Here is a 24,050-nt window from a genome sequence, read left to right on the forward strand (position 1 = left end):
AAAGGTTATATATTTAACGGACATTTTTGTCCGTTGTGAAGATATAAATTGTAAAAACATGAAAATTCAATTTTCATCATTTATATCTTCTCCATTTTTATCTGCGTCATAAAAAGCTGGTAGAATACCGCGCAATTGCGTAATGCTAGGTCAATACAATGTTTGAGTCCCTTATTCCTCTTTTTTCAATTGCGATGGCATTGATGCTTGGAGCAATAAGCCCTGGGCCAAGCTTTATTTATGTGGCACAAAATTCAATTTCTAAATCACGTAAACATGGTTTGTTCACGGCTTTAGGAACGGGTACAGGTGCGGCTCTGTTTGGCCTATTAGCTGTTATGGGATTACAAGCGGTCTTATTGGCTGTACCTTCTGCATATTTAATTTTAAAAATTGGTGGTGGGCTGTATTTGCTTTGGCTAGCTTTTAAAATTATTAAACATGCCAAAGAACCCATTGCCATGGAGAATGATGGCAAATCAAAAATGACCTATAAACAGGCATATCGATATGGTTTGATTACTCAGTTAAGTAACCCGAAAATTGCAGTCGTACTAGCAAGTGTGTTTACTGCTTTACTGCCGAAAGAAATCCCAAATTATTACTACGTCGCATTGCCAGTGATTTGTTTTATGATCGATGCGGGATGGTATTCATGTGTGGCAATGCTTCTATCTTCAGAGAAGCCTAGAAAAATGTATTTAAAGGCAAAAACTGGTGTTGACCGAGTTGCTGGAAGCATTGTTAGCCTATTGGGTTTAAAGCTAATTTTCTTCAAATGATAAATCTTTAATTAAAATATCTAAAAAATCCAAAGCCAGCGATTTATAGTCTGGCTTTATTTTTGCGTAAAATATATACAAATTGAAATATCTTTTTTAGCACTTAAACATTTAAAAAGTGGTAACTTAATAAATAAAACAAAAAGAAATGAGGATCACGTTATGAAAAAACTAATGGTGAGCATTTCTGTAGTTTTTCTCATCTTAACTACAGGATGTGAGATGAGAACGATGAGTAAGCAACCACCAGCAAATGAACGGACCATGAGTATTGTTGGCACTCCAGTTCATGAAAAGGATTATAAAATTTCCGATATCCAAGCGAATAATCATGAGCAATCCAACTATTAAGTTACTTGCGGGGTGTGCGACTTACTGTATTTTGAATATGGTCAATGCATGTGAACCTGCATCTTTAGATTGGGAGCTTTTTCAGGGAAAATATGATTTAAATCATGATGGAATGTACAGCCTAAAAGAATTTGAACGTGTTGAAGATTTCTATCCTTATAACTGGCCCAGCGATAAACGTTTTCAAGGTGAAAACAAGCATATAGGGTTATTTCATTATTTAGATGAAAATAAGAATGGCTATTTAACAAATATATATGTTTTATTTAATAACCCTTGTGAAGGGTGGCCGTGGTCGTAATTTAAATTCACTTATTTATGTTTCTTTAGAACTCGAATTTTAAAAATAAAAAAGCTTCCAATTTAGGAAGCTTTTTTTATGAAGGCAGATTAAGAAACTTTATCACCTGGTTTTGCACCGCTATCTGGAGAAATAATGAAAATACCTTCACCATTTCCAGCAGCAAGTACCATTCCGTTTGAAATACCAAAACGCATTTTACGTGGTGCAAGGTTAGCAACCATAACGACCAGTTTACCTTTTAAATCTTCTGGTGCGTATTGGCTACGAATACCACTGAATACGTTACGTGTTTCAGCTTCACCAACGTCTAAAGTAAGTTGAAGTAATTTATCTGAACCTTCAACAGTGCCTGCTTCAACGACCTGAGCAACACGTAAGTCAACCTTTAAGAAATCTTCAATACCAATGATTTCTGCTTCACCAACTGCTGGAACAGGAGCCGCTTTTTTCTCGGCAGCTTTGTCCTTTTTCGCCGCTGCTTTAGTTGCTTCTGGAGCAGGAGTACCTAAAGACTCTTTAGATGCATCCACCATTGCTGCAACAGCTTTTGGATCAACACGTTGCATAAGCGGTTGGAACTGTGCAATCTCATGGCTTACAAGAATTTGTTTACGTGATTCGAAATTGAAGCTCTCAAGTTTTAAGAAACCTTGAACTTGCTCAGCCAAAGTTGGAAGAACTGGAGCTAAGTACACAGCTAATTGACGGAACAAGTTGATACCAACTGAGCACACATCAAGAACTTGTTGTTCTTGACCTTCTTGTTTAGCAAGTGCCCATGGCTTTTTCTCGTCAATATATTGGTTTGCACGATCAGCAAGCGCCATAATTTCACGAATAGCCATTGAGAATTCACGTGCTTCATATGCGCTAGCGATTGAATCACCTGCATCAATAAAACTTTGTACCAATTCAGATTCTGCACATGCAGCAGATAAAGTATTTTTAAAGTTACTGTTGATAAATTTAGCGCAACGGCTAGCAATATTGACGACTTTACCGACTAAGTCAGAATTTACTTTTTGAATAAAATCATCAAGATTTAAATCAGAGTCTTCAACTTTATCTGAAAGTTTAGATGCAAAGTAGTAACGTAAATATTCTGGGTTTAGATGCTGTAAATAAGTCTCTGCTTTAATGAAAGTACCACGAGACTTAGACATTTTTTGTCCGTTCACAGTCAAGAAACCATTTACAAAAAGACCCGTTGGAGTGCGATAGTTTGCACCATCCAACATTGCAGGCCAGAACAATGCATGGAAATAAACAATGTCTTTACCAATGAAATGGTAAACATCGTTTTGACTGTCTTTTTTCCAGAAATCATCAAAACTTAAATCTGGGCGCTTAGTTTTGATGTAATTTTCAAAACTCGACATATAACCGATTGGTGCATCTACCCAAACATAGAAGTATTTATTTGGCGCATCAGGAATTTCAAAACCGAAATAAGGTGCATCACGGGAAATATCCCAATCGGTTAAACCCGACTCAAACCATTCATCTAGCTTGTTTGCAATCGAAACAGGTAATCGACCTTCATCACGGGTCCATTTCTGTAAATACCCAGCAAAGTTCGGTAGTTTAAAGAAATAGTGATCTGAAGATTTTTCAACTGGTGTTGCACCACTTAAAGTTGAACGTGGGTTAAGTAGTTCAGTTGCATTATAGGTTGTACCACAAACTTCACATGAGTCGCCGTATTGGTCTTCTGACTTACATTTCGGGCATGTGCCTTTAATGAAACGATCAGACAAGAACATGCCTTTTTCTGGGTCAAATAATTGAGTTACAGGGCGAACTGCAATATTTCCAGCTTCACGGTTTTTAATATAGATATCTGTTGAGCGGGCTTTGTTCGCCTCGCTATGAGTTGAATCGTAATGATCGAAATGTACACCAAAACCGTCAAAATCACGGATGTGTTCTTTTTGAACATTCGCAATTTGCTCTTCTGGGCTAATACCATTTGCTTCGGCACGTAGCATAATTGCTGTACCGTGAGCATCATCCGCACATACATAAGTCACATCATGACCCATTGCTCGCATGGCACGAACCCAGATATCTGCCTGGATGTAACCGAGTAAATGACCCATATGAATTGGACCATTAGCATAAGGGAGGGCATTAGTGACTAAAATTTTACGCACGGATTTCATTCTCTCATTCGTATTTATAAGGTGGAAGATTTTAACTGATGCAGGGAGATAAGCAAAGATTAATAATCTTTGGCTTGGTGCAAGAGGTTTCTATAAAAATGGGTTTTGGTCAGAGAGCGTTTCTCTTTAGAACAGATAAACAAATCAAAAAATATTTGAATCTTCCTGTATTGTCTTTGTTTCAAATTGCAGTTACGGTCAGAAAATAAGCCATAACGATGTATAACTAATAACTTATTCAGGTAATTTTTTAATTAACTACGAGGATAACAACGATGACTACTGAAAATAAATTAGATGAGTTAAAGGCAAAAGCGGCAGATGCAAAAGTACAAGGTGAAAAAGCTTTGGAAGATTTAAAGGAAAACGTAAAAGCTAAAGAAGCTGCTGGTAAAGAAGCTGTTGAAGATAAAGTAGATGAATTAAAGGCCAAAGTGGCAGATGCAAAAGTTCAAGGCGAAAAAGCTTTGGAAGATTTAAAGGAAAATGTAAAAGATAAACAAGCTGCTGGTAAAGAGGCAGTTGAAGATAAAGCAAATGATTTGAAAGGCAAACTTGAGGATGCTCAGCATACCTTGCAAGATAAGTTCGATCATTTACGTACGGAAGCAGGTCATAAACTTGATGACGCCAAAGCCAAAGCAGTAGAGTTAAAAGATGAGGCTGCAACAAAATTTGATGAGTTAAAAACGCAAGCAACGGCGAAATTTGATGAGTTGAAGAAAACAGCAACAGATAAGTTAAATAAATTGAAGCACCATGATTCTGATGAGTAAGTTTATTTAAACTAAAATCTGCACTCCTTACCTAAAAGATGGAAGCTTGAAAATTAGCAATTCTTCATCCTAAGGTGAGCGAGTGCGGATCAATACTGTTACACTATCTCCATTAAGCTGTAATGATCTGTTTTTGGAGTAAACAATATGTCTTGGCTTTCTTCATTAAAGTCTGTTTTTTCACCCGCACAAGAAGTGAAAGAAGATGAAATCCAAACGGTACTCCAAAATTATTTACTACCGCATTCAAAAGATGCTTTAAAAGAGCGCATTAGTCAGCTTCAAGTTCAAGGTCGAGTATTACAACTCACCATTAATACATTTCCTGATGAAAAAGAGCACTTGCAGCAAATTCATGATGATTTGGCTGGGGCTTTAGAAAAGTGTGGTATTGAAGAACTAAATCTACATGTGGTTCAACAAAAGCGTCCTGCACAAGAAAGTTCAAATCTACCTCCTGTGCTTGATGCTTCACCTAAAGCAGAACCAGATCCAAATAATCCACCTATCCAAAAAGCAGCTCCGCAACAAAGAGATGTTCCACTTCATCCTCGCATTAAGCATGTTATTTTAGTTTCGTCAGGTAAGGGTGGCGTTGGTAAATCGACAACTACTGTAAATTTAGCGCTTGCCTTGCAAAAAATGGGGCTTAAAGTTGGAGTGTTGGATGCCGATATCTATGGCCCAAGTATTCCGACTATGCTGGGAAATGCTGGCAAAACTCCTCTTATTGAAAGTGAAAGTTTTGTGCCTTTAGATGCTTATGGCATGGCGGTGTTATCGATTGGACATTTAACTGGTGATAACAACACACCTGTCGCGTGGCGTGGACCGAAGGCAACGGGTGCTTTAATGCAATTATTTAATCAGACCCTTTGGCCTGATCTAGATGTATTGATGATTGATATGCCACCTGGTACTGGTGATATTCAACTCACGCTTGCGCAGCGTATCCCAGTTACTGGTTCAATCATTGTGACTACGCCACAAAATGTTGCCTTATTAGATGCTACTAAAGGTATCGAATTATTTAATAAAGTTGGAATTCCTGTATTAGGCGTCGTTGAAAATATGTCGACCCATATTTGCTCTAACTGTGGTCATGAGGAGCAAATTTTTGGTATTGGCGGGGGTGACAAGCTCTCTGAACAGTACCATATTCCATTATTAGGCCGCTTGCCTCTAAATGCTCAGATCCGTGAGCATGCTGATCAGGGTAAACCTAGTGTTGTAGCAATGGATGATGCAGCTGATAGTTATATTGATATTGCTAAGGCGATGTGGGAACAGATTGAAAAAATTCCTCAGCGTACACGTGATGACAAACGTATCTTCTGATTTATTTAAACCCGACTTCAAGTCGGGTTTTTTATTATCTGGTTAAAATAAAAAATTAAACCACTGAATCTTAATAACAAAGCTAAACTTGAAATTGGCATATAGATTGCTACTTTACACTTTTCAAAAAGAAAGGGTAAAAAATGCAATTTAAATGTGCTTTTGGCGTAATCAGTTTATGTAGCGCCTTATTTTTAGTCGGATGCAATAATGACGACTCTTCTGTTTCACAGACACCAACAGTTCAGGAGCAAAAACAGAAATTACAGCCGATTATTATTCAGGGTGCTTTGCCTGTAGAGTCGGAAAGAATGGCTTCAAAATTAGAGAATAAGGTTGTCGAAGAAATTGGTGGGTGGACATTCTGGAAGGGTACCTATAATGGTTATCCAATGATTATTTCTAAAACCCGTATGGGTATGAGTAACTCGGCTGCGGCAACTGCTTTAGCCATTGAACGTTATAAACCGATTGCAATTATTAATCAGGGAACATCAGGCGGGCACGACCCAGATCTACACGTTTACGATATTGTCTTAGGAAAATACGCAACTAATATTGGTGCATTTAGAACACCAAAGCAGCCAGTTGATGGTGGTTCAAATTCACTCACATGGGTTGAGGCTTTTGATGTTTTGCCAACAAAGGAGTCTGACCCAGAACCTATTGCAATTCGTAAATTTGAAGGTGACCAAGAGTTATTAATGGCGGCACATAAAGTTCGTTATGATAAAGGCGAGGTGGTTGAGGGAACGATTGGTTCAGCAGATGTCTGGAATAATGAGCTTGATCGTATTCAATTCTTCCATCAACGCTATGGCACTTCAGTCGAGGAAATGGAAGCAGCATCTGTTGCACAAATTGCCAGCCAGTTTAATGTTCCTTTTCTAGGAATTCGAATCTTATCTAATAATATTACGAATAATGGGGCTTATGACCCTGGTACAGGAGAGGCTTGCCAAGAGTATGTACTCAATGTAGCTGAAGAGTATATGAAATCAAAACTACCAAAATAATAATTTAAAACTAAGCAAGAAGATTGGAGTCTTTATAAAACTTCTTCTTCTTGCTTCTTATGGCGATGTCTACTTTTCCAGTTTTTAATGACCATCCAACGCCAGAAAATTTCTGTAGATAGATATAAAATGACAGCAAATACGAAAGCTTCGACAACAAGACCTGTCATCAAAATTTTCGCAAGACTAAAATCAATGTGCCCATGGCCGAAATGAGTAATCCAGCGGGAAATTTGGTGCAATACACCCAGTAGCATTTCTTTGTTGATCATATGCACATGAAAAATATGTGCACCAAACCAAAAACCAATATATAGAATAGGAACTAAAGTAAGAGGATTACTTAGCCAAGCTAGCATTAAGCTAATTGGTAAATTTACTTCAAATAGTAAGACTGCCATCACAATAAATACGCTGTGAAAAGGGATAGGCAGTAAACCAAAAAAGGTTCCAACAAAAACAGCTCGGGTAATTGATTTTCGATTGACATACCAAAGCACAGGATTCAGGGTCTTTTTACCAAAAATCCTTAGAAATTTCATATTTGAAACTTTCTCGGGTGAGGGAAGCCAAGATTGAAAAAAGTGCTTTGCCATAATCATTAAGGTAGTAGAGCGCGGTGCTCTAAATAAAAAAATCAGAAACAATATATGAATTTAAACTTATTAAAAGCTTAAAATTTAAACTTACCATCACTATATATTTTTTATTATAAAGGCTTTTGATGGAAAAATAGACTTAAAATAAAAATACTTATGTTATTTAAGTACGAAATTATTTGAAAAGCATAACAACTGACCGTAAAGTTTTCTTTATCACTTTTTGTGGTAATTTTATAAGCATATGTTTTTAATGTTTTTATTTTAATTTTTAAAATGATTTTAAAAATTTTGTCTTACAATTACCTTTTGCCATGTGACAGGATATCTATTAATCTGAGATGACTATATTATGAGGTCATTCAATGATTTCATGGCTTTTTATTGGCTTAGTAGCCACAATTTTACTTACACCTGGTCCGACTAACACTTTACTCGCTTCTTCAGGCGTGCAAGTAGGACTACGGAAGTCAGTAAAACTTATTCCGGCAGAAGTTTTGGGTTACGTGATCTCTATTTCTGCATGGGGAATGCTGATTGGGAAAGTGTCAACCACATTGCCATTGCTACCGCCTATTCTTAAGCTGTTGAGTGCTTTCTATATTATTTTCTTAGCCATTAAGTTATGGCATACGGCAAATCAAGAAATTGAATTAAATCAGCCTACGATCCGTACTCGTGAATTATTTTGCGCAACCTTATTGAATCCTAAAGCCTTGCTCTTTGCTTCGGCAATTTTTCCGGTAGCTGCGTGGAGTGATTTTCACATTTATTTAATTCATATGATGGCTTACTTAGCGCTTATTACGCCAATTGCCTTATTCTGGATTTTCTTGGGATCACTTTTAGCTTCAAAGAAAGTTGCGTGGCTAAATCAGACTAATTTGCAAAAAACAGCTTCACTCGTTTTAGTCAGCTTTTCAATTCCTATTAGCTATTCTGCTTTACTGAGCCTTTAAAGGTACCGCTGAGCTATTCTTATTTGTTTGAGTAGCTTTGCGTTGTTTTCATAATTGCTTTTTTAAGTTAAAGTACGTCGAAATCAATGAAATTACCTTTTGGATAGAAAATACATGGCTATTAAGTCTGATCGTTGGATTCGCGAGATGAGCGAAAAACACGGCATGATTGAACCTTATGCAGAGAATCAAGTCCGTTTTGATGAAAATGGTGAAAAGTTGATTTCCTACGGGGTCTCTAGCTATGGCTATGATGTACGCTGTGCCCGTGAATTCAAGGTTTTTACTAACGTACATTCTGCAATTGTCGATCCAAAGAATTTTGATGACAAAAGTTTTATCGATATTGAGTCAGATGTTTGTATTATTCCGCCAAACTCATTTGCTCTAGCACGTACAATTGAATATTTCCGTATTCCTCGTAATGTGTTGACTGTATGTCTAGGCAAATCGACTTATGCTCGTTGCGGTATCATTGTGAATGTGACTCCATTAGAACCTGAATGGGAAGGTCACGTAACTTTAGAATTTTCAAACACCACTAATTTACCTGCACGTATTTATGCAGGGGAAGGCGTAGCACAAATGCTATTCTTTGAAAGTGATGAAGTATGTGAAACATCTTATAAAGACCGTGGTGGTAAATACCAAGGTCAAACAGGCGTTACACTTCCGAAAACATAATTTTTCTTAGATAAAGAAGAGTTTTAAAATAATGGGTCGCTTAGGTGGCCCAATTTTATGAATAAAATTTACATGAGGTGCGTTTATCGGAATAGTGATAAATGACAGTTTCCTTTTGTAAAAAATAATATAATATGATCAATAATTGATTTGTTTTTTTGTACTGCATCACAGTATTGAAAAACGAATGTATCGGATATAGGTTGTCTTTTTAGTAGTAATTACTTAGATATCTACTAAATTCAGATAGGCCAAATAAAAAGAAATTAAACAGGATTATGCCCCCACGGATACGGAGGTCGGCCATGCGACAGTTTACGTCTCTTCGAGTAGCACTTTTGACACTCGGAAGCTTATGCTTTTCTTCAGCTTATGCTGCTTCTACATTAGTGCCTATGTCAGATGCTGAACTATCTGCGACTCGCGGGCAAGCCTTAATGGGTATGTCTTATATTGCACCTACAGATTCTGCAAGCAACTCAAGTTCAAATGGAAATATGGGTTTTTATCGACTTGCGCTAGATGCTCAATTAGAAATTAATGCCAACATTAGAAGATTACAGTTGGGTTGCGGTGGTGTAAATGGAGCGGGTGCCTGTGATATTGATATTGATTATCTGAGCTTAAGTGGTGGTACTGTAGATAGTACTAGTACTGAACGTGCTTCGTCTTCTGCTGTTATTACCAATCCCTTTTTAGAGTTCGCTGTTAAAAATCCAGATTCAGCTTCTACTCGTGAGATTCAAGGTTTTCGATTAAGTGCTAAGTCCCTTTCTGGCTTACTTACTTTTGGTTTAGAAAATGGTGATGCTTCCACTGGTATTAATTCATTAAGTGGATATATGGTAACTAAACCAACAGGGGGAACTGTAACTACGAATCCTTACTATGGCATTACCCAAGATGAAACAGGAACAGCAATTACTGGACGAGCGCAAGTTCTAGGTAATCTATATACAGTTCCGTTTACATCGAATTCTTATAATCTAAACTTAGGGACTGGTACAGGGACATTATCAATGGGGCAGCAGATTATTACGGGTAAGCGTATTAATACGGCTAATTTAAATGCAACTGCAAGGGTTGGAGGAATTTCCGTTACAGGAACTTTAGATGCAACTGCATCAGTACTAGGTCTTCCAGTTGCGATTTCTGGCAACGTAACAGGAACAGTAAATAATTTAGATGTAAATGTAGCAATTAAACAAAGTCTGGGTTATTTCCATGCTGCGCAATTAAATGGATCTGCTGGTTACTTATCTGTACAAGGTGTAAATATTTTGTGGCCAGAGGCAGCATCGACTGCTCAAACAGGATGGTGGTTAGAACTTACAAATCCAATTGATATTGGTCAAATTACTCCTACGGGGAATGTTGATATTGCTTTAGCCACTATTAATGATGCTTTAGGACAAGTCAGCTCATACCTAAATAATAATCCTGTTCCATGTGGAGCACTTGCATATAATTGTCTACTTTTAGGTAATCTTCCAATTGGAACTATTGATTTAACAGGAAAAACGCCAGCTTCAATGGGATTAACTAATGTTGTATTACAAAAACAGAGTTTTTCAGCTAACTGTTACGGTTCTTTAAAATTCTGTTGATTAATTTAAGTAATTGGACAATTTTTCATTCATCGGAAAAATGCATTTTTGTTCATTTAATTTTGCATTTGTGTAAATATTCAGCATAATAGAAATGTGGAAAGGTTGGCAATTTTAAATGGTTGCACCTTGCAAGATGAAAAGGAAATAATTCTATCTTGCTTTAAGGACTGTTAAAGAAAAAGAAATATGGTGCACAGCATCGTATAAAACAGGAAGGTCACGATGACTACACTTAATTATACGGTATGTTTTCAAAAAACCGTTTTGGCAAGTTTAATTGGACTTTTTTTAAGTCAGTCTAGCTTTGCTCTTGAAGAGCTTTCAGATGCTGGTTTAAGTGAAACTACGGGTGAGGGTATTGCGATATTACCTCAAAATGCATTTATGGTGTTTCGTGGTGCTGGCCCAAATGAATCTGTAAATCAAATTATTACCGATCGTAGTAAAGATACGGGTTATATTAACTATGTCCCTGTTGGGCCTTTGAGTGTTGCTGCAGCTGATACGAGTGGTAATGGTAGTGTCGGACCAGAAGACCGTGCAGTTGGTAAAGCGGATATCTTTCTGTATGGCTTAGCATTATCTAAGTCGGATGGTGATGCAAATTCACGTATTGCTAATACCTCAGCCGCAGCAGCGATTTCGAGTTGGGGTACGGGTGCCAATCCATGGATATTCAAAGTAAAGACTGCTACCAATGTTCCTAATTTTAGTACAACAGATAGTTCTGTTTATCCTGTTACGTATTTATCTTTAGAGGCTCCTCTTTATCAACCAACAATTGATGGAGCAGAGGGAGCAGATGCATATAATTTAAAACTGGGTCTATGGGCTGATGCATTTGTACGAAATCCAAATGTTGTCGCTACAACGAATGGCTCTCTAGCCCAATTTCAATATGGCAATAGTAATGGATTGATTGGAACAAGTATTGATACAAGCCGTGCTAACAGATTACGCTTACAAGGGATTTTAAACGGTTTCAGTCTAAACGGTAGTCAGATTAGCCTGTTTCAGACCTTAGGTGGGGCAACTTCTGCTGGCGGAATGAGTCCTTTTTATAACAATACTTTAGGAATGTCTGGTTTAGTTCGTTTAAATACAGGCGATAGTAAAAACACTAGTATTGTCACTGAAAATGTTACGAGTCAAACGCAAACATATGCAACAAGCAGTAATAACGGATGGCAAACCGTACATGCAGGTGCAAATTCAACTTTAAGCACCAGTAGTACTGGAGATTGTGGTAACAGCGGAACAGGGAGTTTCAGTACGTCTCGTGGCTGCCGTTACTATGTAGAAAATCGAACTAGAACAGATACAAAAACATCGAATAAAACACGAATAGCGTTTAATGATACAAGTAAGGTATTACGATTTAGTACACGTGAAACCTCAGATTCACCAAATGCATCAAATAATTTATATACCCCTGCATTTGACTCTACTGGTGCTGTAGCACCAAAATTTGCTGATAGTGAGGGATTATATCTCTACAACCCAAATATTAATTTGGTATTAGGTAATTTATATCAACCATTGGTTTTAGGTTCAGACGGTAAAAACTTTAGTATTGAAATTGCGCGAATTGCAAATAAACCAGAAATATATAAACAGATTTATACAGATTATACTGGTACTGACACGACTTACAAAGGTTCTACGTGTAACGTTTATTCGTGCGTTAACCCTACCCATAGTAGTATTACGATTGGTACCGTCTATAGTCCTGATAATGGAAAAACCTTGTTAGCAAATACGGGGGAAGGAGCTATTGGGGTCTCTTTTGGACGCTTAATTTCAACTGGAACACAAGTTTCTGGAACTTCAGCGGGTAGCTTGGTGTCATTGACCAACTCAGTGTCTGGTACTACATCTGCGACCATGACAGAAGTACGTTTTAAACAAAGACAACAAAATACTCAAACATGGAATCAAACCTATAGTTGTGGTTTGTTTAATTCGAACTGTGATTATACCACTGTTGGGTATTTATATCAGTGGGAATATAACAAAGGAACTGGTGCTTGGGTTATTACAAATCCAACACCAAAACCAGCCGATGCTCCAAAGTGCTCTGGTGCACTAGGATGTACAAGTACATCCGGTTCAACTCCAATGTACGGAACAACCTCCAATCGTGATTGGAGCAATGCTGCTATTCCATGGCTAACTTCAAGAAATGCTGTAGTCAATGATTTAATTGGTAGTAGTAATGGCACAACTGGCTATGTGATTCCAACTGCCAATCAAGCTCCAGCATTGTCCAACATTAGTCCTTTAAATAACTTGGGTTCTGCTTCAATTGACGGTGTTTTAATTCAGCATTTAAAACTCACCACCAAAGGTCTATGAGAGGAGGGTAATGATATGAAAAAATTAAGTACTTTGATCCTCGCTCTTTTTGCAACGGTTACTCACGCAGAGCTGCAAACTTTAGATAATGATGCTTTGCAGGCGATTAATGGACAGGCCGGTGCTGATTTATCTTTGATGCTCAATTTAAACCAGACAACTAACGGTATATTTGACAATGGTAGTGGTGGTGTCTGTGAGAACGTGGAGTTCTGTCATATAGGTTTAGCAATTAATAAACGTTTTGTGCAAGCAGATGCGACTAAGCCAAGTGGTTGGGCCGAAAATAGCGATAGTGGTAATAAACTTTGGTTGGTATTTAAAGGTGTACAAGGAACTTTAAATATTCAAAAAATGGGTTTGGATGGCGCTGATTTGAAATATTTGGATCAAAACAATATAGAAATGATTAAGCCTGCTATTCAGCTTAGTTTTAGTGCAGCGCAGCCAATTTTAATTCGTAATTTTGGTTTCAATGCTTTATCGATTGAACAAGATAACTTTACGAGCTCAACAACAACGCAAGGCTCGAGTGCGAATATGTATGATTATGCATATTTCAAAAAACCGACATATGCTGCGACTGCTAATAGTGGCAACCAGCAAGTTGCTACAGCAACTCCATCGGCCTATGACTATGGACGTGAAACTGGTTTTATGGGCTTAATGATGAACGGAAACTTGGCTATTCAAGGAAAAGTCATGGTCTTTAGCTGTGATGGTAGCCATCCTCGTTGTTAAGGTTAATGTAGATTTCAAAGGAACTGAAGTGATGAAAAAAAATAAAGAAAATCACAGCTCAAAGTTTATTTTAAATACATTAACAACCAGCATGTTGTTAGTGAGTGGACAAATTTATGCTTTAGAAGCTTTAACAGATGCTGATTTGAGCGCCGTCAATGGACAAGATGGGATCTCGATTCAAACTACATTTAACGAAATTAATATTGATAATGCTTACTGGGATGACCATGCAGGCACACCAACAAGTGCTGATCAGGTATTAAGAGCTCAAGCGAGTGGTGTAAAAGTCCAAAAAAGTAATGCATCTAGTCAATCTTTAAGCACTAATTACCGTTTAGATGTTGGGAGTAACCCAACTACGGGTAAAACTGGACTAGACTTTTCTATGCAAAGTAGTCCATCACTTATTACCGTAAATAGCGTTAAAGTTTGTAATAGTTCAGCTAGCTGCTCGCCAACTTTAGGGCAGTTGGCTATTCAAACTACTTCCCCTCTAAATTTGGCGCTTACAACCCAAGATGGGCTATTTAATGCAAATAGTCAGTCAAGCATGACGCTTGGTATTAATAATGCCAATATTTATCTAGGGCAAGTGGATGCTCGTAGCCAGTTAAACCAGCTAATTTTAAGAAATTTTAACTTTAATTTTGTTGGTAAAGGGGCCATGTTGATTGACCCAACTCGTGGCTTAGTTTTACAGACAAATACAGGAACTAACGTTGCTGGTGTAGGGCAAACTCCGAATACTACCTATGGCTATGTTGATTTTAACCGTGTAGCAGATTCAGCTTCTGGTTTAACTGCGGGTACGTATGTTGATAGTAGCGGCAAAGTAACCAATTCAGGCCTGAATATTGAGGTCATGTTAAGTTCTAATGTCGATAAAACTAACTCTTATGCTTTGGATGCAACTAATAGCCCACAAAATGCGAAAGGTTTGATTCGCTTAGGTGCTAGCGGACGTATGGTAAATAGTTATTTACAAGTCCGTGGTATGGATGGTTCATCAGATACAACAATATTAGGTGCAGCAAATACCGCTTCGGGTACGGGCTCAAGTAATAGTATTTTAGGTAATTCTGGAATTGCCTTTCGTATGAAAGGTGAGTTCACTAAAGATAATGACTCAATGCTAGGTGCAGATGGCAAAGCAACCACTTTAGAAATTGGTGGGGCAGGTCTGAATGCTTACGGTTTCGAATTTGGTAATTTAACAGGTCTTAACTCAGCTACGCGTGGTTATTTTGACAGCGGAAATATTTATTTAAATCTTGCTGATACAAAAACGTTATTAATGCCAAACAACGCGACTTTAAATGCAATTCGTTTAGGATCGGGTACTTTAACAACGGCTGCTGATTATCAGCATAATATTCACCGTGATACGGTTACTAATCCGTTTAGCTTAATTCTTGCGATGCGTGGAGCAGAGTTTCAAGCATTTTCAAGACGTGGTCGTTTTACGACAAGTGCGAATGTCGCTCCTGCAAATCAGTTTGCAGACAATGGTGCAAACAACCAGTGGGGCTTAGCATTACCTTTTTATAACTTAAATGCTAATGCTGCTGTATATGGTTTAGATGCGCCGGCAAATAGTGCTTATTACTATACAAAAGATGCAAATGGTAAGCCTGTTCAGAATGTTGTTGCTACGTCTGGAACAACTTCTCGTTTAGGTTTTGGTATTGCTGCTGGAACTACAGGACGTGATGCGACTGGAACCAAAACAACCTCAATTTTATTAATTGATGGTTCTCCAAATGCTAATAATGGTGGTAGTCCTACTGATTATTACATGGGCTTACGTAATATCGATATGTTCCTCAAAGGCAATGGAAGCATTGGTTTAGAAAATGGCAGTCTTAATATTAGTTTAAAAGAAATGCTCCTTGCTTTATCAACTGAAATTGCAGCAGGATATTTACCAGGGGCAAAATATAAAACTTGTCCAGCTACCGGTTCATGTACCTCACCAATTGATAACTTTGCCAGAAATAATGATGTCTTATTTGGTCTAAAACTGCGTTTAGGTGGAGATCTTAACTTATCGATTGTGCCAAACAGTTCAATTGCAGATGGTAGTGCTCTAACTGTACTCGGTGATTTCACCATGCCTGCCACAGCAACTGGAAATACGGTTCAAATTAGTGATCCGATTGATGGTTCTGCAATTGGCTTTGATAATATTACTGGAAAACTTGCGTTTAATACTGCTTTAGTTGTTGGTAAAGACAGTGCAAGTGGTTTAGGTAAAGTTGGCGTAAATACGGCGGTTTATTTTAATCCTGATAAGAGTATCGACGGCGCATTACGTGTTAAAGATATTAACTTCTATCCGCCATCAACTGGCGCAGGTGCACGTTTAGGTGAGCTTGCCATTACTGGTGGACGTTTAAATAGTAGCTTTAGTATTGTGCCTAGAAATGGTGCTTTTAACTAACCAAAAAAGTGGCAGTCATTGCCACTTTTTATAAAAAATTTATTTTGAATATGATTGGATTTGCATTCGTCGGGTTATAGGGATAATTGCTTTGTGCTTGAATATTATTCTGATAGTCTGAACAAATAATAAGCGTTTGTCTCTTAAGGATTAGAGCGACATGAAGAATAAAAATATAGGGTGCTGGTTGTTACTTGCAAGTAGTTCAAGTGTTTTTTCAATGCAGCCTTTAGATGATCAAAGTCTTGCGGCCGCGACTGGCCAAAATGGTTTAACCTTAGGTATTCAGGCTGATAAAGTTAAATTTAATCAAATCGCTCTGATTGATACAAACGGTATTGCCTCAACTTCATATAACAGTAAGGCTGGCTTTGTCATTGCAGGGAATTCTACGAATCCGGTTCCTGGCATAGAGTTTATTAAAGCTGCGGTATCTAGTAATCCTTCTTTTAATATCGTAATGGATACTGATGCAGGTGGTGGAAATCCTTTTTTAAATTTAGCTGTATCTATGGGGAGTGATGTAAACGGTATTCGACTTTTACCTTTTTCAGTCTATATGGCTCCCAGCGCATCTTTATCTAGTCCATCCGATTACGCATTAACAAGTTATGCACCAAAATCAATTTTTAGTTCGGGAACGACAGTGAATACGGGGGTAAAAGAACTAATCCGTTCTACTGGAAATCTAGATATTAACTTTGTACAAACCAATAAACCTCGTTTAAATATCCAGCTTGGTCATGCGGCTCAATCAGTTATGGTTAAATTTGGTGGGGCAATTCAATCTATTTGTTCTGCTGCTGCGGGTTGTCCAATTACTTTAGTCTCGGATAATACGGGAGCTACATTCGGATTTAAATTTGCTGGAACAAATACCTCGACAGGTTTTGTGCTTGATGGTTTTTATGCAGGGGTTGATCCAACGGGATTAACTTTTGGGAATAACGGTGTGTCTAGTAAGTTCGATGCTTCACTTAACAATGTCACTTTAGGAAATATGGGAACCCAAAGTACAACGACATTTAATAACTTGCCTAATGGTTCTATGGGGAGTTTTGGTATTACGGGGGCGTCAGTGACTGACTTAAAAATGAAAGTAAGTGGCTTTTAGAAAAAATAATAACTTAACCTGAAATATGAAAGAGGGCGATTGTGAAAACAATCGCCCTCTTTTTATAACTATATTGAGTTAAATGTTTTCTGATCTGGTGTGTTCTAACTGTTGAACAATTTCATCCAAAGCTTTAATACGCTTAACTTGGTCCCATAAGTTTTTAGCTTGTGGGTAGGCCTTAGTCATCATCCCCAACCATTGTTTATAACGACCGACCATACCAATTTCTGTTTTTGCTTGACCGTTTAAAAAGCGAATTTGTAAGTCAACCAGCTGTTCCCAACTAAATAATGCCTCATTCATATTTTCACGAATGCATTGTGTTAAGTCTGGAGTAGTCACAGCACCACGGCCAATCATTAAATCTTTACAGCCAGATTGTTGCTGGCAAGCTCTAGCATCTGCATTGCTCCAGATTTCACCGTTGGCAATTACATTAATTTTTAAAGCTTCTTTAATGGGCAGAATTTTTTCCCAATAAGCAGGTGGAGTATAGCCGTCTGCTTTAGTTCGCGCATGAACTGTCAACCAACTTGCACCAGCGTCTTCAACAGCATGGGCATTTTCCATGGTGTGATTTTCATCTAGATAACCTAAACGCATTTTTGCTGAAACAGGAATATGCGGAGGTACCGCATCTCTTACAGCTTTAATTAGCATATGTACAACATCAGGTTCATCAAGAAGAACTGAGCCGCCTCGGTGTCGGTTTACAGTTTTTGCGGGACAACCGAAATTTAGATCAATTGCTGGTGCACCAAGCTCTACAACTTTCGCTGCATTTGCTGCCAGCATATCTGGGTTGTTACCTAAAAACTGAACATGGACAGGTGTACCAGCCGCTGTTTTACCGTCATTTTTTAATTCTGGACAAAAACTATAGTAAATATGGTCTGGCAAAATGCTGTCTGTAACTCGAATAAACTCGGTCACACACCAGTCAAAATGACCAACAGATGTGAGTGTATCCCGCATGATCGGGTCAGTTAAACCTTCCATTGGAGCGAGTATGAGTTTCACAGTCTGTGTCACCTGAGCAAAAAGAAAACAGCGTTATACGGGATATGTATAACGCTGTCTAGTATCGATGAAATTTTAATTAATTTAGAGACCCAAAATCATTTCAAGCACAAATTTACTACCAATAAAACCAATGGCTAAAAGCACAAAGCCGATTAAGGTAAAACGAATGGCCTTTTGTCCTCGCCATCCGAGTTTGTAATGGCCAATCAATAATGATCCATAGATAAACCAGGAAATAATACTAAATACGGTTTTATGAGCGAGATGTTGGGCAAAGAAGCTATCGATAGTCAAGAAACCAAAAGCGAGTGCAATTGTTAATAGAATAAAACCCGTAATGATGAGGTCAAATAACAAAGACTCCATCGCCTGAATTGATGGGAGTAAATTGACCCAAAAGCGTTTTTTTTGTTTCTTTTTGAGTTCACGATTTTGGAACCACAGCAAAATAGCGTGAATGGTTGCCATTAGTAAAACTGCATAGGCAGATAAAGACAGAATGATATGGACATCAAGGCCTAAAGAGTGTTGCTCAATAAATTGATCGGGTCGGCTGAATGCAAAACCTAAAATCAGGCCAATAGCCGCTACAGGAATGCCTAACAAGTTTAACGGTACAATGGGGCGAAAAATACTAAAAATTAAACTTAACAACAGCATAAGCCACGATGTAAAAGATACTAAATTAAAAACATCGTAGTTAATTCCGGCTGGTGTCAGCATGGCGTGGCATAAAACTGTGCCGTGCAACAGGAGTGCCAAAGTTGCAACAACAGCAAATAACCATGGGTTTGGTTCACGTTTTGACATTAAACGAATAAACAGATACCAGAAAGAAGTGGTATATGCAATGAGTGCCAAAATTGTGTAAACCAAGGGGAGGCTAATCATGTCAAACCTTTTTCAGGATTAATTCATCTATATAAGATATAAATTCGCTGCGAACTAAAGTATCCTATAGCATTCTATGCATAAATTTTCTATTTCGAGAAAGATTTTTTTGCAACTAGCCATTTTAAGCGGATTTTGCAATGTTTGATACCTTAACAGAACGACTCACACAGAGTTTAAGAAATGTTACTGGCTCAGGGCAGCTGACCGAAGACAATATTAAAGATACCTTACGTGAAGTACGTATGGCACTTCTTGAAGCCGATGTCGCGTTACCTGTAACTCGTGAATTTATCGCGAAAGTTAAGGAAGAGGCATTGGGCCAGGAAGTGATGACTCAGTTATCGCCAGGCCAGGCATTTGTAAAAATTGTCTATGATGAACTCACCAAGATGATGGGTGAGGCGAATGAAACACTTGATTTAAGTGCTAAGCCTCCCGTTGTTGTATTACTTGCTGGTTTACAAGGTGCTGGTAAAACTACAACTGCCGCTAAGTTGGCACGTTTCTTAAAAGAGCGTCAAAAGAAAAAAGTAATGACGGTTTCTGCGGACGTTTACCGTCCAGCAGCGATTAAGCAGTTAGAAACTGTCTCTAACGAAGTTGGGGCAGGTTTTATTCCTTCAGATGCTTCTGAAAAGCCAATTGATATCGTTAATCGTGCAATTGAACAGGCAAAAATCCAATTTGCTGATGTATTGATTGTCGATACCGCTGGTCGTTTACATGTCGATGCAGACATGATGGACGAAATTAAAGAATTACATGCTGCTGTTAAGCCGACTGAAACTTTGTTTGTGGTTGATGCCATGACAGGTCAGGATGCTGCAAATACAGCTAAAGCCTTTAATGATGCATTGGCACTTACAGGTGTGATTCTCACTAAAACTGATGGTGATGCACGTGGTGGTGCAGCGCTTTCTGTGCGTGCAATTACAGGTAAGCCAATCAAGTTCTTGGGTATGGGTGAGAAGCTTGATGCTTTAGAACCATTCCATCCAGATCGTGTTGCTCAACGTATTTTAGGCATGGGTGACGTACTTTCTTTAGTCGAGGAAGTTGAACGTAAAATCGACAAAGAAAAAGCCGAAAAAATGGCTAAAAAATTGCAAAAAGGAGGCAGCTTCAACTTTGAAGATATGCTGATGCAATTTGAGCAAATGAAAAGTATGGGCGGCATGATGGGCTTCTTAGATAAGTTGCCTGGCATGAGCGGTGCAGGAATTCAGCAAGCGATTGAGCAAGCGAATCCTGAAAAACAGGTCAAGAAAATGGAAGCTATTATCCAGTCAATGACCGTTAAAGAACGCCGTAATCCAGACTTGATGAACCCAAGCCGTAAAAAACGTATTGCAGCTGGTTGTGGTATGGATGTTGCTGAAGTGAATAAACTCATTAAGCAACAAGCACAAATGGCTAAAATGATGAAGAAGTTTGCGAATCCATCTGGCATGAGCAAAATGATGCGTTCATTAGGCAATATGCAAAAACAATTTGGCGGCGGCGGTGGCGGCGGAATGGGACCACTTTTTGGCAACAACGACCAAAAGAAATAAGTTCGTAAAATAAAAGGCGCATATAGCGCCTTTTATTTTATTCTGTATTTTAGTCTTTAGGATAATGAGCAATATATTGTTGTAATCCTTTGAGTAAAAGATCAGTTTCTACAACTGGATTATATTTTTGCAAGAACTTGGCAAATAGTTGTGCATCTCCACCGGTAAGGAGCAGTTTTTTCGGAGATTGCTGCATAATATTTTCGATAGTACTAATAAGGCCTAACAAAATACCGTGATGGACTGCATCTACGGTGTTGTTGCCTGGGTTTAGATTATCAAAAGCTGAGTCAGGAATTTTAATGCCTTTTGTATTTTGAATAAGTGCATCGCGTTGCAAATAAAGGTTGGGTAAAATGTACCCGCCTAAATGTTGTTTGCCTTGCGTTAAATCAATCGTTAAGGCTGTTCCACAACCAATAATACAATAGTTTTCATCTGCTTGAGCCACAGCGAGTACTTGTAACCAGCGGTCAATTCCGAGCTGACTTGGTACTTCATAGCCACACTTTAACTCAGCATATTCAGCATGAACCTTTGCAAAAACAACTGGAATTTCAAGCCATTTTAGAATTTGTTGAATGCGTTGATTATTCTCAGCATCTAAGACGGATGACACCCCAATCCGATGTAGACCTTGATGCTTAAAATGTTGAATTAACCCAAGTAATAAATCGGCAGGGGATTGCAAATGCAGTTCTGCGGCATGCTCAATAGTTTGGTGATTTTCAGTAATCCAGTATTTTAAACGAGTGTTCCCGATATCGAGCCATAAACTTTTCATGGAGAAACACCTGTTTATTGATTGATCTGTGGTCTTAAACGACCTTGATAAAACTGTTTAGGTTCTGGAGTTTCAAGTATGACGGCTCCATCATTGGAAATTCCAACAAAACGACCTTCTACTAGTCCTTGGCTATGCTCAAACTGCACGAATTGATTAATCCATGCGGCATGATGATTAAAACGACCAGCTAAGTTGTAGCAGCCATGATCGAACCAGCGAGCTGCGTTTTGAATAGCCATATACAGCTCTGAAACTAACTCAAGACGGTTGTTTTGCTCTAAACCTAAATCTTCTAAAGAGGTAATCGACTGATCACTGTCGGTTACGGGTGGCGTTTTTAAATTAATGCCCACACCTACTATAGCCTGATGTTGCGAAAGGGGTTCAACTAAAATTCCACCCCATTTTCCTTGCGCACTATATAAATCATTTGGCCATTTTACTTGTAAGCTTAGAGGCTGTAATTGTGGGATTTGCAAAATATTTAGAGCAACTTCAAGTGCTAAGCGACCATCTAAGGGTGTTCGAGTTTGCACCAATGTGCTTAAATAAATATTTCCTTCAGGTGAAATCCATTGCCGTTGATGTTGACCTCGCCCTTGAGTTTGTTGAGCACTGCAAACCAAGCCTGTTGTAATGCCTTTTTGGGCAATTTCACGAATATCATCATTGGTCGAAGTTGTGGTTGCTTTTAATAAAACCACTTCTGGAAGCTGGTTTTTTGCGCTTAAAAGTTGTTGTAGTTGGCGAGTCTCTAAATCCATGTTGAATATGAGCAGAGTGGTAAAACATTTATGGAGTTAATCATATATTTACTCATTGGCGCAATTGCTGGTTTTACTGCCGGATTGTTTGGGGTTGGTGGTGGATTAATTATTGTACCAATCCTCTATGTCGTTTTTACCCAGTTACACTATGACCCTGCGGTAATCATGCATATTGCAGTAGGAACATCACTAGCAACGATTATCGTAACGTCTTTTAGTTCGGTGTCGGCTCACCATAAAAAAGGAGCTGTACTTTGGCCAGTTTTTCGTAATTTAGCGCCTGGGCTCATTATTGGTTCATTTTTAGGTGCTGGTATTGCTGACCTGATGTCTGGTCAACATTTGCAACTTCTTATTGGTATTTTTGCCGTTTTCATGGCTTATCGCATGTTTAAAGGCGCCCATGTTGTAGTTGATCCAACACGTCAGCTTCCTTCAGCATCTATGCAAGTGATGGCAGGTGGCGGAATTGGTGTTGCCTCTGCAATTTTTGGAATTGGGGGCGGTAGCTTAACTGTTCCGTATTTAAACCGTCATGGCGTCATTATGCAAAAAGCAGTCGCAACTTCTGCTGCTTGTGGTTTACCAATTGCTGTTGCGGGTGCAATTGGCTTCATGTGGTTTGGTGCTAAAGAACACATCTCTGTACCTAACACGATTGGTTATGTGCACATCTATGCTTTTATTGGCATTAGTGTTATGAGTTTTATTACAGCCAAGTTTGGAGCAAAAGTCGCTCATGCATTGTCACCACAAATGTTAAAAAAATGCTTTGCCTGTTTGTTAGTGGTGGTAGGTAGTTATTTTATTTATAAAGGCATTATGCACTAGAGAGTAAAATATTAACCTTAAGAAGACTATGATCTAAGAGCTTGAATTTTTAGAAATTCGAGCTTTTTTTATTAAAGAATATACGAACATTCGGGGCTTTTATTCATCTGATTTTGGTGTTGTTTTTAAATGGGTTGGCTTAAAATGCAATGAAATTGTCAGACAATGACATAGTTTTTAATCGATGGGATCAGTTAAAAACAAGGATGCGAAAGAAAAGCATGGATTAATGCATATAAAAAGTAGCGGGTGATTTATGAATCTCGAAGAGACAGAAAGTCTTTCTGAGCAAATTGTCAAATATATTAGCGAACAGATCATTAGTGGTGAGCTGGTTGAAGGCGAGCGTATTCAAGAACTACGTATTGCTAAAGAGCTTGACGTGAGCCGAGGATCAGTTCGTGAAGCATTGTTATTATTAGAGCGTACTCATTTAATTGAGATATTTCCACGCCGTGGGGCAATTGTTTCAGAAATGTCTGCACAGCAGGTTAAAGCACTGTTTGACACAAATATGATGTTATTGGGGCATATTGTTCAACGAATAAGTGAAACATGGCGGGCACATGAAGCAGATCAATTACAGTTATTGTTAGAACAACTTCTTGAGCATGTAAAAGCAGGAGATATCGAGAAATTTTATGATGGTGTTTTCCAATATCTGGCTGAACAGCAAGATATGGTCGGAAATCCTTATCTAATGAAATTCTATAAAGAGTTATTGCCTTCATTACGTCGTAGTTATTTTTTGACCTTAAATACTTCTAAACGAGAACTACAAGAAGCATTTGCATTATTTAAACTCGTGATTGATGCAATTTTGATCCGAAAATCACAACAAGCCGCTTTATTTATGGAAGATTTTTGTCGACACTTACGTAACCTTGTGTTGGAATCGCTGACACGAATGAAACAGATTGAATTGGCCTGGGCAAGACGCTCACGCCGCTAGTTAGGG

General features: G+C 38.3%; 22 protein-coding genes. 16 read left to right on the forward strand and 6 right to left on the reverse strand.

Going from position 1 to position 24,050, the window contains the following annotated elements:
- Positions 1-158: 158 nt before the first annotated feature.
- The 3 genes from ASF86_RS16635 (at position 159) to ASF86_RS16645 (ending at position 1,434) form a co-directional block, all read left to right on the forward strand.
- Positions 159-782 carry a LysE family translocator gene (locus ASF86_RS16635; RefSeq protein ID WP_056483808.1) on the forward strand — a complete coding sequence of 208 codons (624 nt, stop codon included), beginning with the start codon at positions 159-161 and terminating at the stop codon, positions 780-782.
- 162 nt (positions 783-944) lie between these two features.
- Positions 945-1,133, forward strand: coding sequence for an NF038215 family lipoprotein (locus ASF86_RS19890; RefSeq protein ID WP_003653431.1), 189 nt, complete (start codon positions 945-947; stop codon positions 1,131-1,133).
- Entirely contained in the window at positions 1,114-1,434 is a 321-nt protein-coding gene (locus ASF86_RS16645; protein WP_056483811.1) for a hypothetical protein, read from the forward strand. The genes ASF86_RS19890 and ASF86_RS16645 overlap by 20 nt, the downstream gene beginning before the upstream one ends.
- An 89-nt stretch (positions 1,435-1,523) precedes the next feature.
- Here the strand turns inward: ASF86_RS16645 and metG are convergent, their stop codons facing one another.
- Complete coding sequence (metG, locus tag ASF86_RS16650; protein WP_056483922.1) at positions 1,524-3,590, reverse strand: methionine--tRNA ligase; 2,067 nt, start codon at positions 3,588-3,590, stop codon at positions 1,524-1,526.
- Between the two features lie 284 nt (positions 3,591-3,874).
- On the opposite strand from metG, the gene ASF86_RS16655 reads away from it, so the two are divergent.
- From ASF86_RS16655 to ASF86_RS16665, 3 genes are all read left to right on the forward strand, one after another.
- On the forward strand, positions 3,875-4,375 hold the full coding sequence (locus ASF86_RS16655) for a hypothetical protein (RefSeq protein WP_056483814.1): 501 nt from the start codon (positions 3,875-3,877) through the stop codon (positions 4,373-4,375).
- Positions 4,376-4,522: 147 nt separating this feature from the next.
- Complete coding sequence (gene apbC / locus ASF86_RS16660) at positions 4,523-5,713, forward strand: iron-sulfur cluster carrier protein ApbC (RefSeq protein WP_056483816.1); 1,191 nt, start codon at positions 4,523-4,525, stop codon at positions 5,711-5,713.
- 143 nt (positions 5,714-5,856) lie between these two features.
- Positions 5,857-6,729 (forward strand): 5'-methylthioadenosine/S-adenosylhomocysteine nucleosidase, encoded by an 873-nt coding sequence (locus ASF86_RS16665; protein ID WP_056483818.1) that lies wholly within the window; start codon positions 5,857-5,859, stop codon positions 6,727-6,729.
- Between the two features lie 32 nt (positions 6,730-6,761).
- Here the strand turns inward: ASF86_RS16665 and ASF86_RS16670 are convergent, their stop codons facing one another.
- Positions 6,762-7,331 (reverse strand): DUF2062 domain-containing protein, encoded by a 570-nt coding sequence (locus ASF86_RS16670; RefSeq protein ID WP_003653419.1) that lies wholly within the window; start codon positions 7,329-7,331, stop codon positions 6,762-6,764.
- Between the two features lie 362 nt (positions 7,332-7,693).
- On the opposite strand from ASF86_RS16670, the gene ASF86_RS16675 reads away from it, so the two are divergent.
- The 7 genes from ASF86_RS16675 to ASF86_RS16705 all read left to right on the forward strand — a co-directional run bounded on the left by ASF86_RS16675 (position 7,694) and on the right by ASF86_RS16705 (position 17,234).
- On the forward strand, positions 7,694-8,287 hold the full coding sequence (locus ASF86_RS16675; protein WP_056483821.1) for a LysE family translocator: 594 nt from the start codon (positions 7,694-7,696) through the stop codon (positions 8,285-8,287).
- Positions 8,288-8,401: 114 nt separating this feature from the next.
- Entirely contained in the window at positions 8,402-8,971 is a 570-nt protein-coding gene (gene dcd / locus ASF86_RS16680) for a dCTP deaminase (protein ID WP_003653416.1), read from the forward strand.
- Between the two features lie 305 nt (positions 8,972-9,276).
- Entirely contained in the window at positions 9,277-10,578 is a 1,302-nt protein-coding gene (locus ASF86_RS16685) for a hypothetical protein (RefSeq protein WP_056483824.1), read from the forward strand.
- A 225-nt stretch (positions 10,579-10,803) separates the two neighbouring features.
- Complete coding sequence (locus ASF86_RS16690; protein WP_056483831.1) at positions 10,804-12,936, forward strand: hypothetical protein; 2,133 nt, start codon at positions 10,804-10,806, stop codon at positions 12,934-12,936.
- 15 nt (positions 12,937-12,951) lie between these two features.
- Positions 12,952-13,677, forward strand: a complete 726-nt coding sequence (locus ASF86_RS16695; protein WP_056483834.1) for a DUF6160 family protein — start codon at positions 12,952-12,954, stop codon at positions 13,675-13,677.
- 31 nt (positions 13,678-13,708) lie between these two features.
- Complete coding sequence (locus ASF86_RS16700) at positions 13,709-16,120, forward strand: DUF6160 family protein (RefSeq protein WP_056483925.1); 2,412 nt, start codon at positions 13,709-13,711, stop codon at positions 16,118-16,120.
- Between the two features lie 160 nt (positions 16,121-16,280).
- A complete protein-coding gene (locus ASF86_RS16705; protein WP_056483837.1) occupies positions 16,281-17,234 on the forward strand; it encodes a DUF6160 family protein in 954 nt (317 codons plus the stop codon).
- Between the two features lie 78 nt (positions 17,235-17,312).
- On the opposite strand, the gene ASF86_RS16710 is transcribed toward ASF86_RS16705, so the two are convergent.
- Both ASF86_RS16710 and ASF86_RS16715 read right to left on the reverse strand, forming a co-directional pair.
- Positions 17,313-18,257, reverse strand: a complete 945-nt coding sequence (locus ASF86_RS16710; RefSeq protein ID WP_056483840.1) for a tRNA dihydrouridine synthase — start codon at positions 18,255-18,257, stop codon at positions 17,313-17,315.
- An 84-nt stretch (positions 18,258-18,341) separates the two neighbouring features.
- Entirely contained in the window at positions 18,342-19,151 is an 810-nt protein-coding gene (locus ASF86_RS16715; RefSeq protein ID WP_004641527.1) for an inner membrane protein YpjD, read from the reverse strand.
- A 140-nt stretch (positions 19,152-19,291) separates the two neighbouring features.
- On the opposite strand from ASF86_RS16715, the gene ffh reads away from it, so the two are divergent.
- Positions 19,292-20,707 carry a signal recognition particle protein gene (ffh, locus tag ASF86_RS16720; protein WP_017392298.1) on the forward strand — a complete coding sequence of 472 codons (1,416 nt, stop codon included), beginning with the start codon at positions 19,292-19,294 and terminating at the stop codon, positions 20,705-20,707.
- Positions 20,708-20,756: 49 nt separating this feature from the next.
- Here the strand turns inward: ffh and ASF86_RS16725 are convergent, their stop codons facing one another.
- Together ASF86_RS16725 and ASF86_RS16730 are read right to left on the reverse strand one after the other, a co-directional pair.
- Positions 20,757-21,491, reverse strand: a complete 735-nt coding sequence (locus ASF86_RS16725; protein ID WP_056483843.1) for a pantothenate kinase — start codon at positions 21,489-21,491, stop codon at positions 20,757-20,759.
- A 14-nt stretch (positions 21,492-21,505) separates the two neighbouring features.
- Positions 21,506-22,258 carry a biotin--[acetyl-CoA-carboxylase] ligase gene (locus ASF86_RS16730; RefSeq protein WP_005042785.1) on the reverse strand — a complete coding sequence of 251 codons (753 nt, stop codon included), beginning with the start codon at positions 22,256-22,258 and terminating at the stop codon, positions 21,506-21,508.
- Between the two features lie 30 nt (positions 22,259-22,288).
- Here ASF86_RS16730 and ASF86_RS16735 point away from each other — a divergent pair, with 30 nt between their 5' ends.
- Together ASF86_RS16735 and ASF86_RS16740 are read left to right on the forward strand one after the other, a co-directional pair.
- Positions 22,289-23,092 (forward strand): sulfite exporter TauE/SafE family protein, encoded by an 804-nt coding sequence (locus ASF86_RS16735; RefSeq protein ID WP_056483846.1) that lies wholly within the window; start codon positions 22,289-22,291, stop codon positions 23,090-23,092.
- Between the two features lie 256 nt (positions 23,093-23,348).
- Positions 23,349-24,044, forward strand: coding sequence for a GntR family transcriptional regulator (locus ASF86_RS16740; RefSeq protein WP_003653383.1), 696 nt, complete (start codon positions 23,349-23,351; stop codon positions 24,042-24,044).
- Positions 24,045-24,050 lie beyond the last annotated feature (6 nt).

The organism is Acinetobacter sp. Leaf130 (assembly GCF_001423205.1).
GTDB classification, from domain to species: domain Bacteria; phylum Pseudomonadota; class Gammaproteobacteria; order Pseudomonadales; family Moraxellaceae; genus Acinetobacter; species Acinetobacter calcoaceticus.

Coding starts and splice junctions, on each gene's coding strand:
- ASF86_RS16635 (WP_056483808.1), top strand. CDS start 159: ATGTTTGAGTCCCTTATTCCTCTTTTTTCAATTGCGATGGCATTGATG.
- ASF86_RS19890 (WP_003653431.1), top strand. CDS start 945: ATGAAAAAACTAATGGTGAGCATTTCTGTAGTTTTTCTCATCTTAACT.
- ASF86_RS16645 (WP_056483811.1), top strand. CDS start 1,114: ATGAGCAATCCAACTATTAAGTTACTTGCGGGGTGTGCGACTTACTGT.
- ASF86_RS16655 (WP_056483814.1), top strand. CDS start 3,875: ATGACTACTGAAAATAAATTAGATGAGTTAAAGGCAAAAGCGGCAGAT.
- apbC (WP_056483816.1), top strand. CDS start 4,523: ATGTCTTGGCTTTCTTCATTAAAGTCTGTTTTTTCACCCGCACAAGAA.
- ASF86_RS16665 (WP_056483818.1), top strand. CDS start 5,857: ATGCAATTTAAATGTGCTTTTGGCGTAATCAGTTTATGTAGCGCCTTA.
- ASF86_RS16670 (WP_003653419.1), bottom strand. CDS start 7,331: ATGATTATGGCAAAGCACTTTTTTCAATCTTGGCTTCCCTCACCCGAG.
- ASF86_RS16675 (WP_056483821.1), top strand. CDS start 7,694: ATGATTTCATGGCTTTTTATTGGCTTAGTAGCCACAATTTTACTTACA.
- dcd (WP_003653416.1), top strand. CDS start 8,402: ATGGCTATTAAGTCTGATCGTTGGATTCGCGAGATGAGCGAAAAACAC.
- ASF86_RS16685 (WP_056483824.1), top strand. CDS start 9,277: ATGCGACAGTTTACGTCTCTTCGAGTAGCACTTTTGACACTCGGAAGC.
- ASF86_RS16690 (WP_056483831.1), top strand. CDS start 10,804: ATGACTACACTTAATTATACGGTATGTTTTCAAAAAACCGTTTTGGCA.
- ASF86_RS16695 (WP_056483834.1), top strand. CDS start 12,952: ATGAAAAAATTAAGTACTTTGATCCTCGCTCTTTTTGCAACGGTTACT.
- ASF86_RS16700 (WP_056483925.1), top strand. CDS start 13,709: ATGAAAAAAAATAAAGAAAATCACAGCTCAAAGTTTATTTTAAATACA.
- ASF86_RS16705 (WP_056483837.1), top strand. CDS start 16,281: ATGAAGAATAAAAATATAGGGTGCTGGTTGTTACTTGCAAGTAGTTCA.
- ASF86_RS16715 (WP_004641527.1), bottom strand. CDS start 19,151: ATGATTAGCCTCCCCTTGGTTTACACAATTTTGGCACTCATTGCATAT.
- ffh (WP_017392298.1), top strand. CDS start 19,292: ATGTTTGATACCTTAACAGAACGACTCACACAGAGTTTAAGAAATGTT.
- ASF86_RS16725 (WP_056483843.1), bottom strand. CDS start 21,491: ATGAAAAGTTTATGGCTCGATATCGGGAACACTCGTTTAAAATACTGG.
- ASF86_RS16730 (WP_005042785.1), bottom strand. CDS start 22,258: ATGGATTTAGAGACTCGCCAACTACAACAACTTTTAAGCGCAAAAAAC.
- ASF86_RS16735 (WP_056483846.1), top strand. CDS start 22,289: ATGGAGTTAATCATATATTTACTCATTGGCGCAATTGCTGGTTTTACT.
- ASF86_RS16740 (WP_003653383.1), top strand. CDS start 23,349: ATGAATCTCGAAGAGACAGAAAGTCTTTCTGAGCAAATTGTCAAATAT.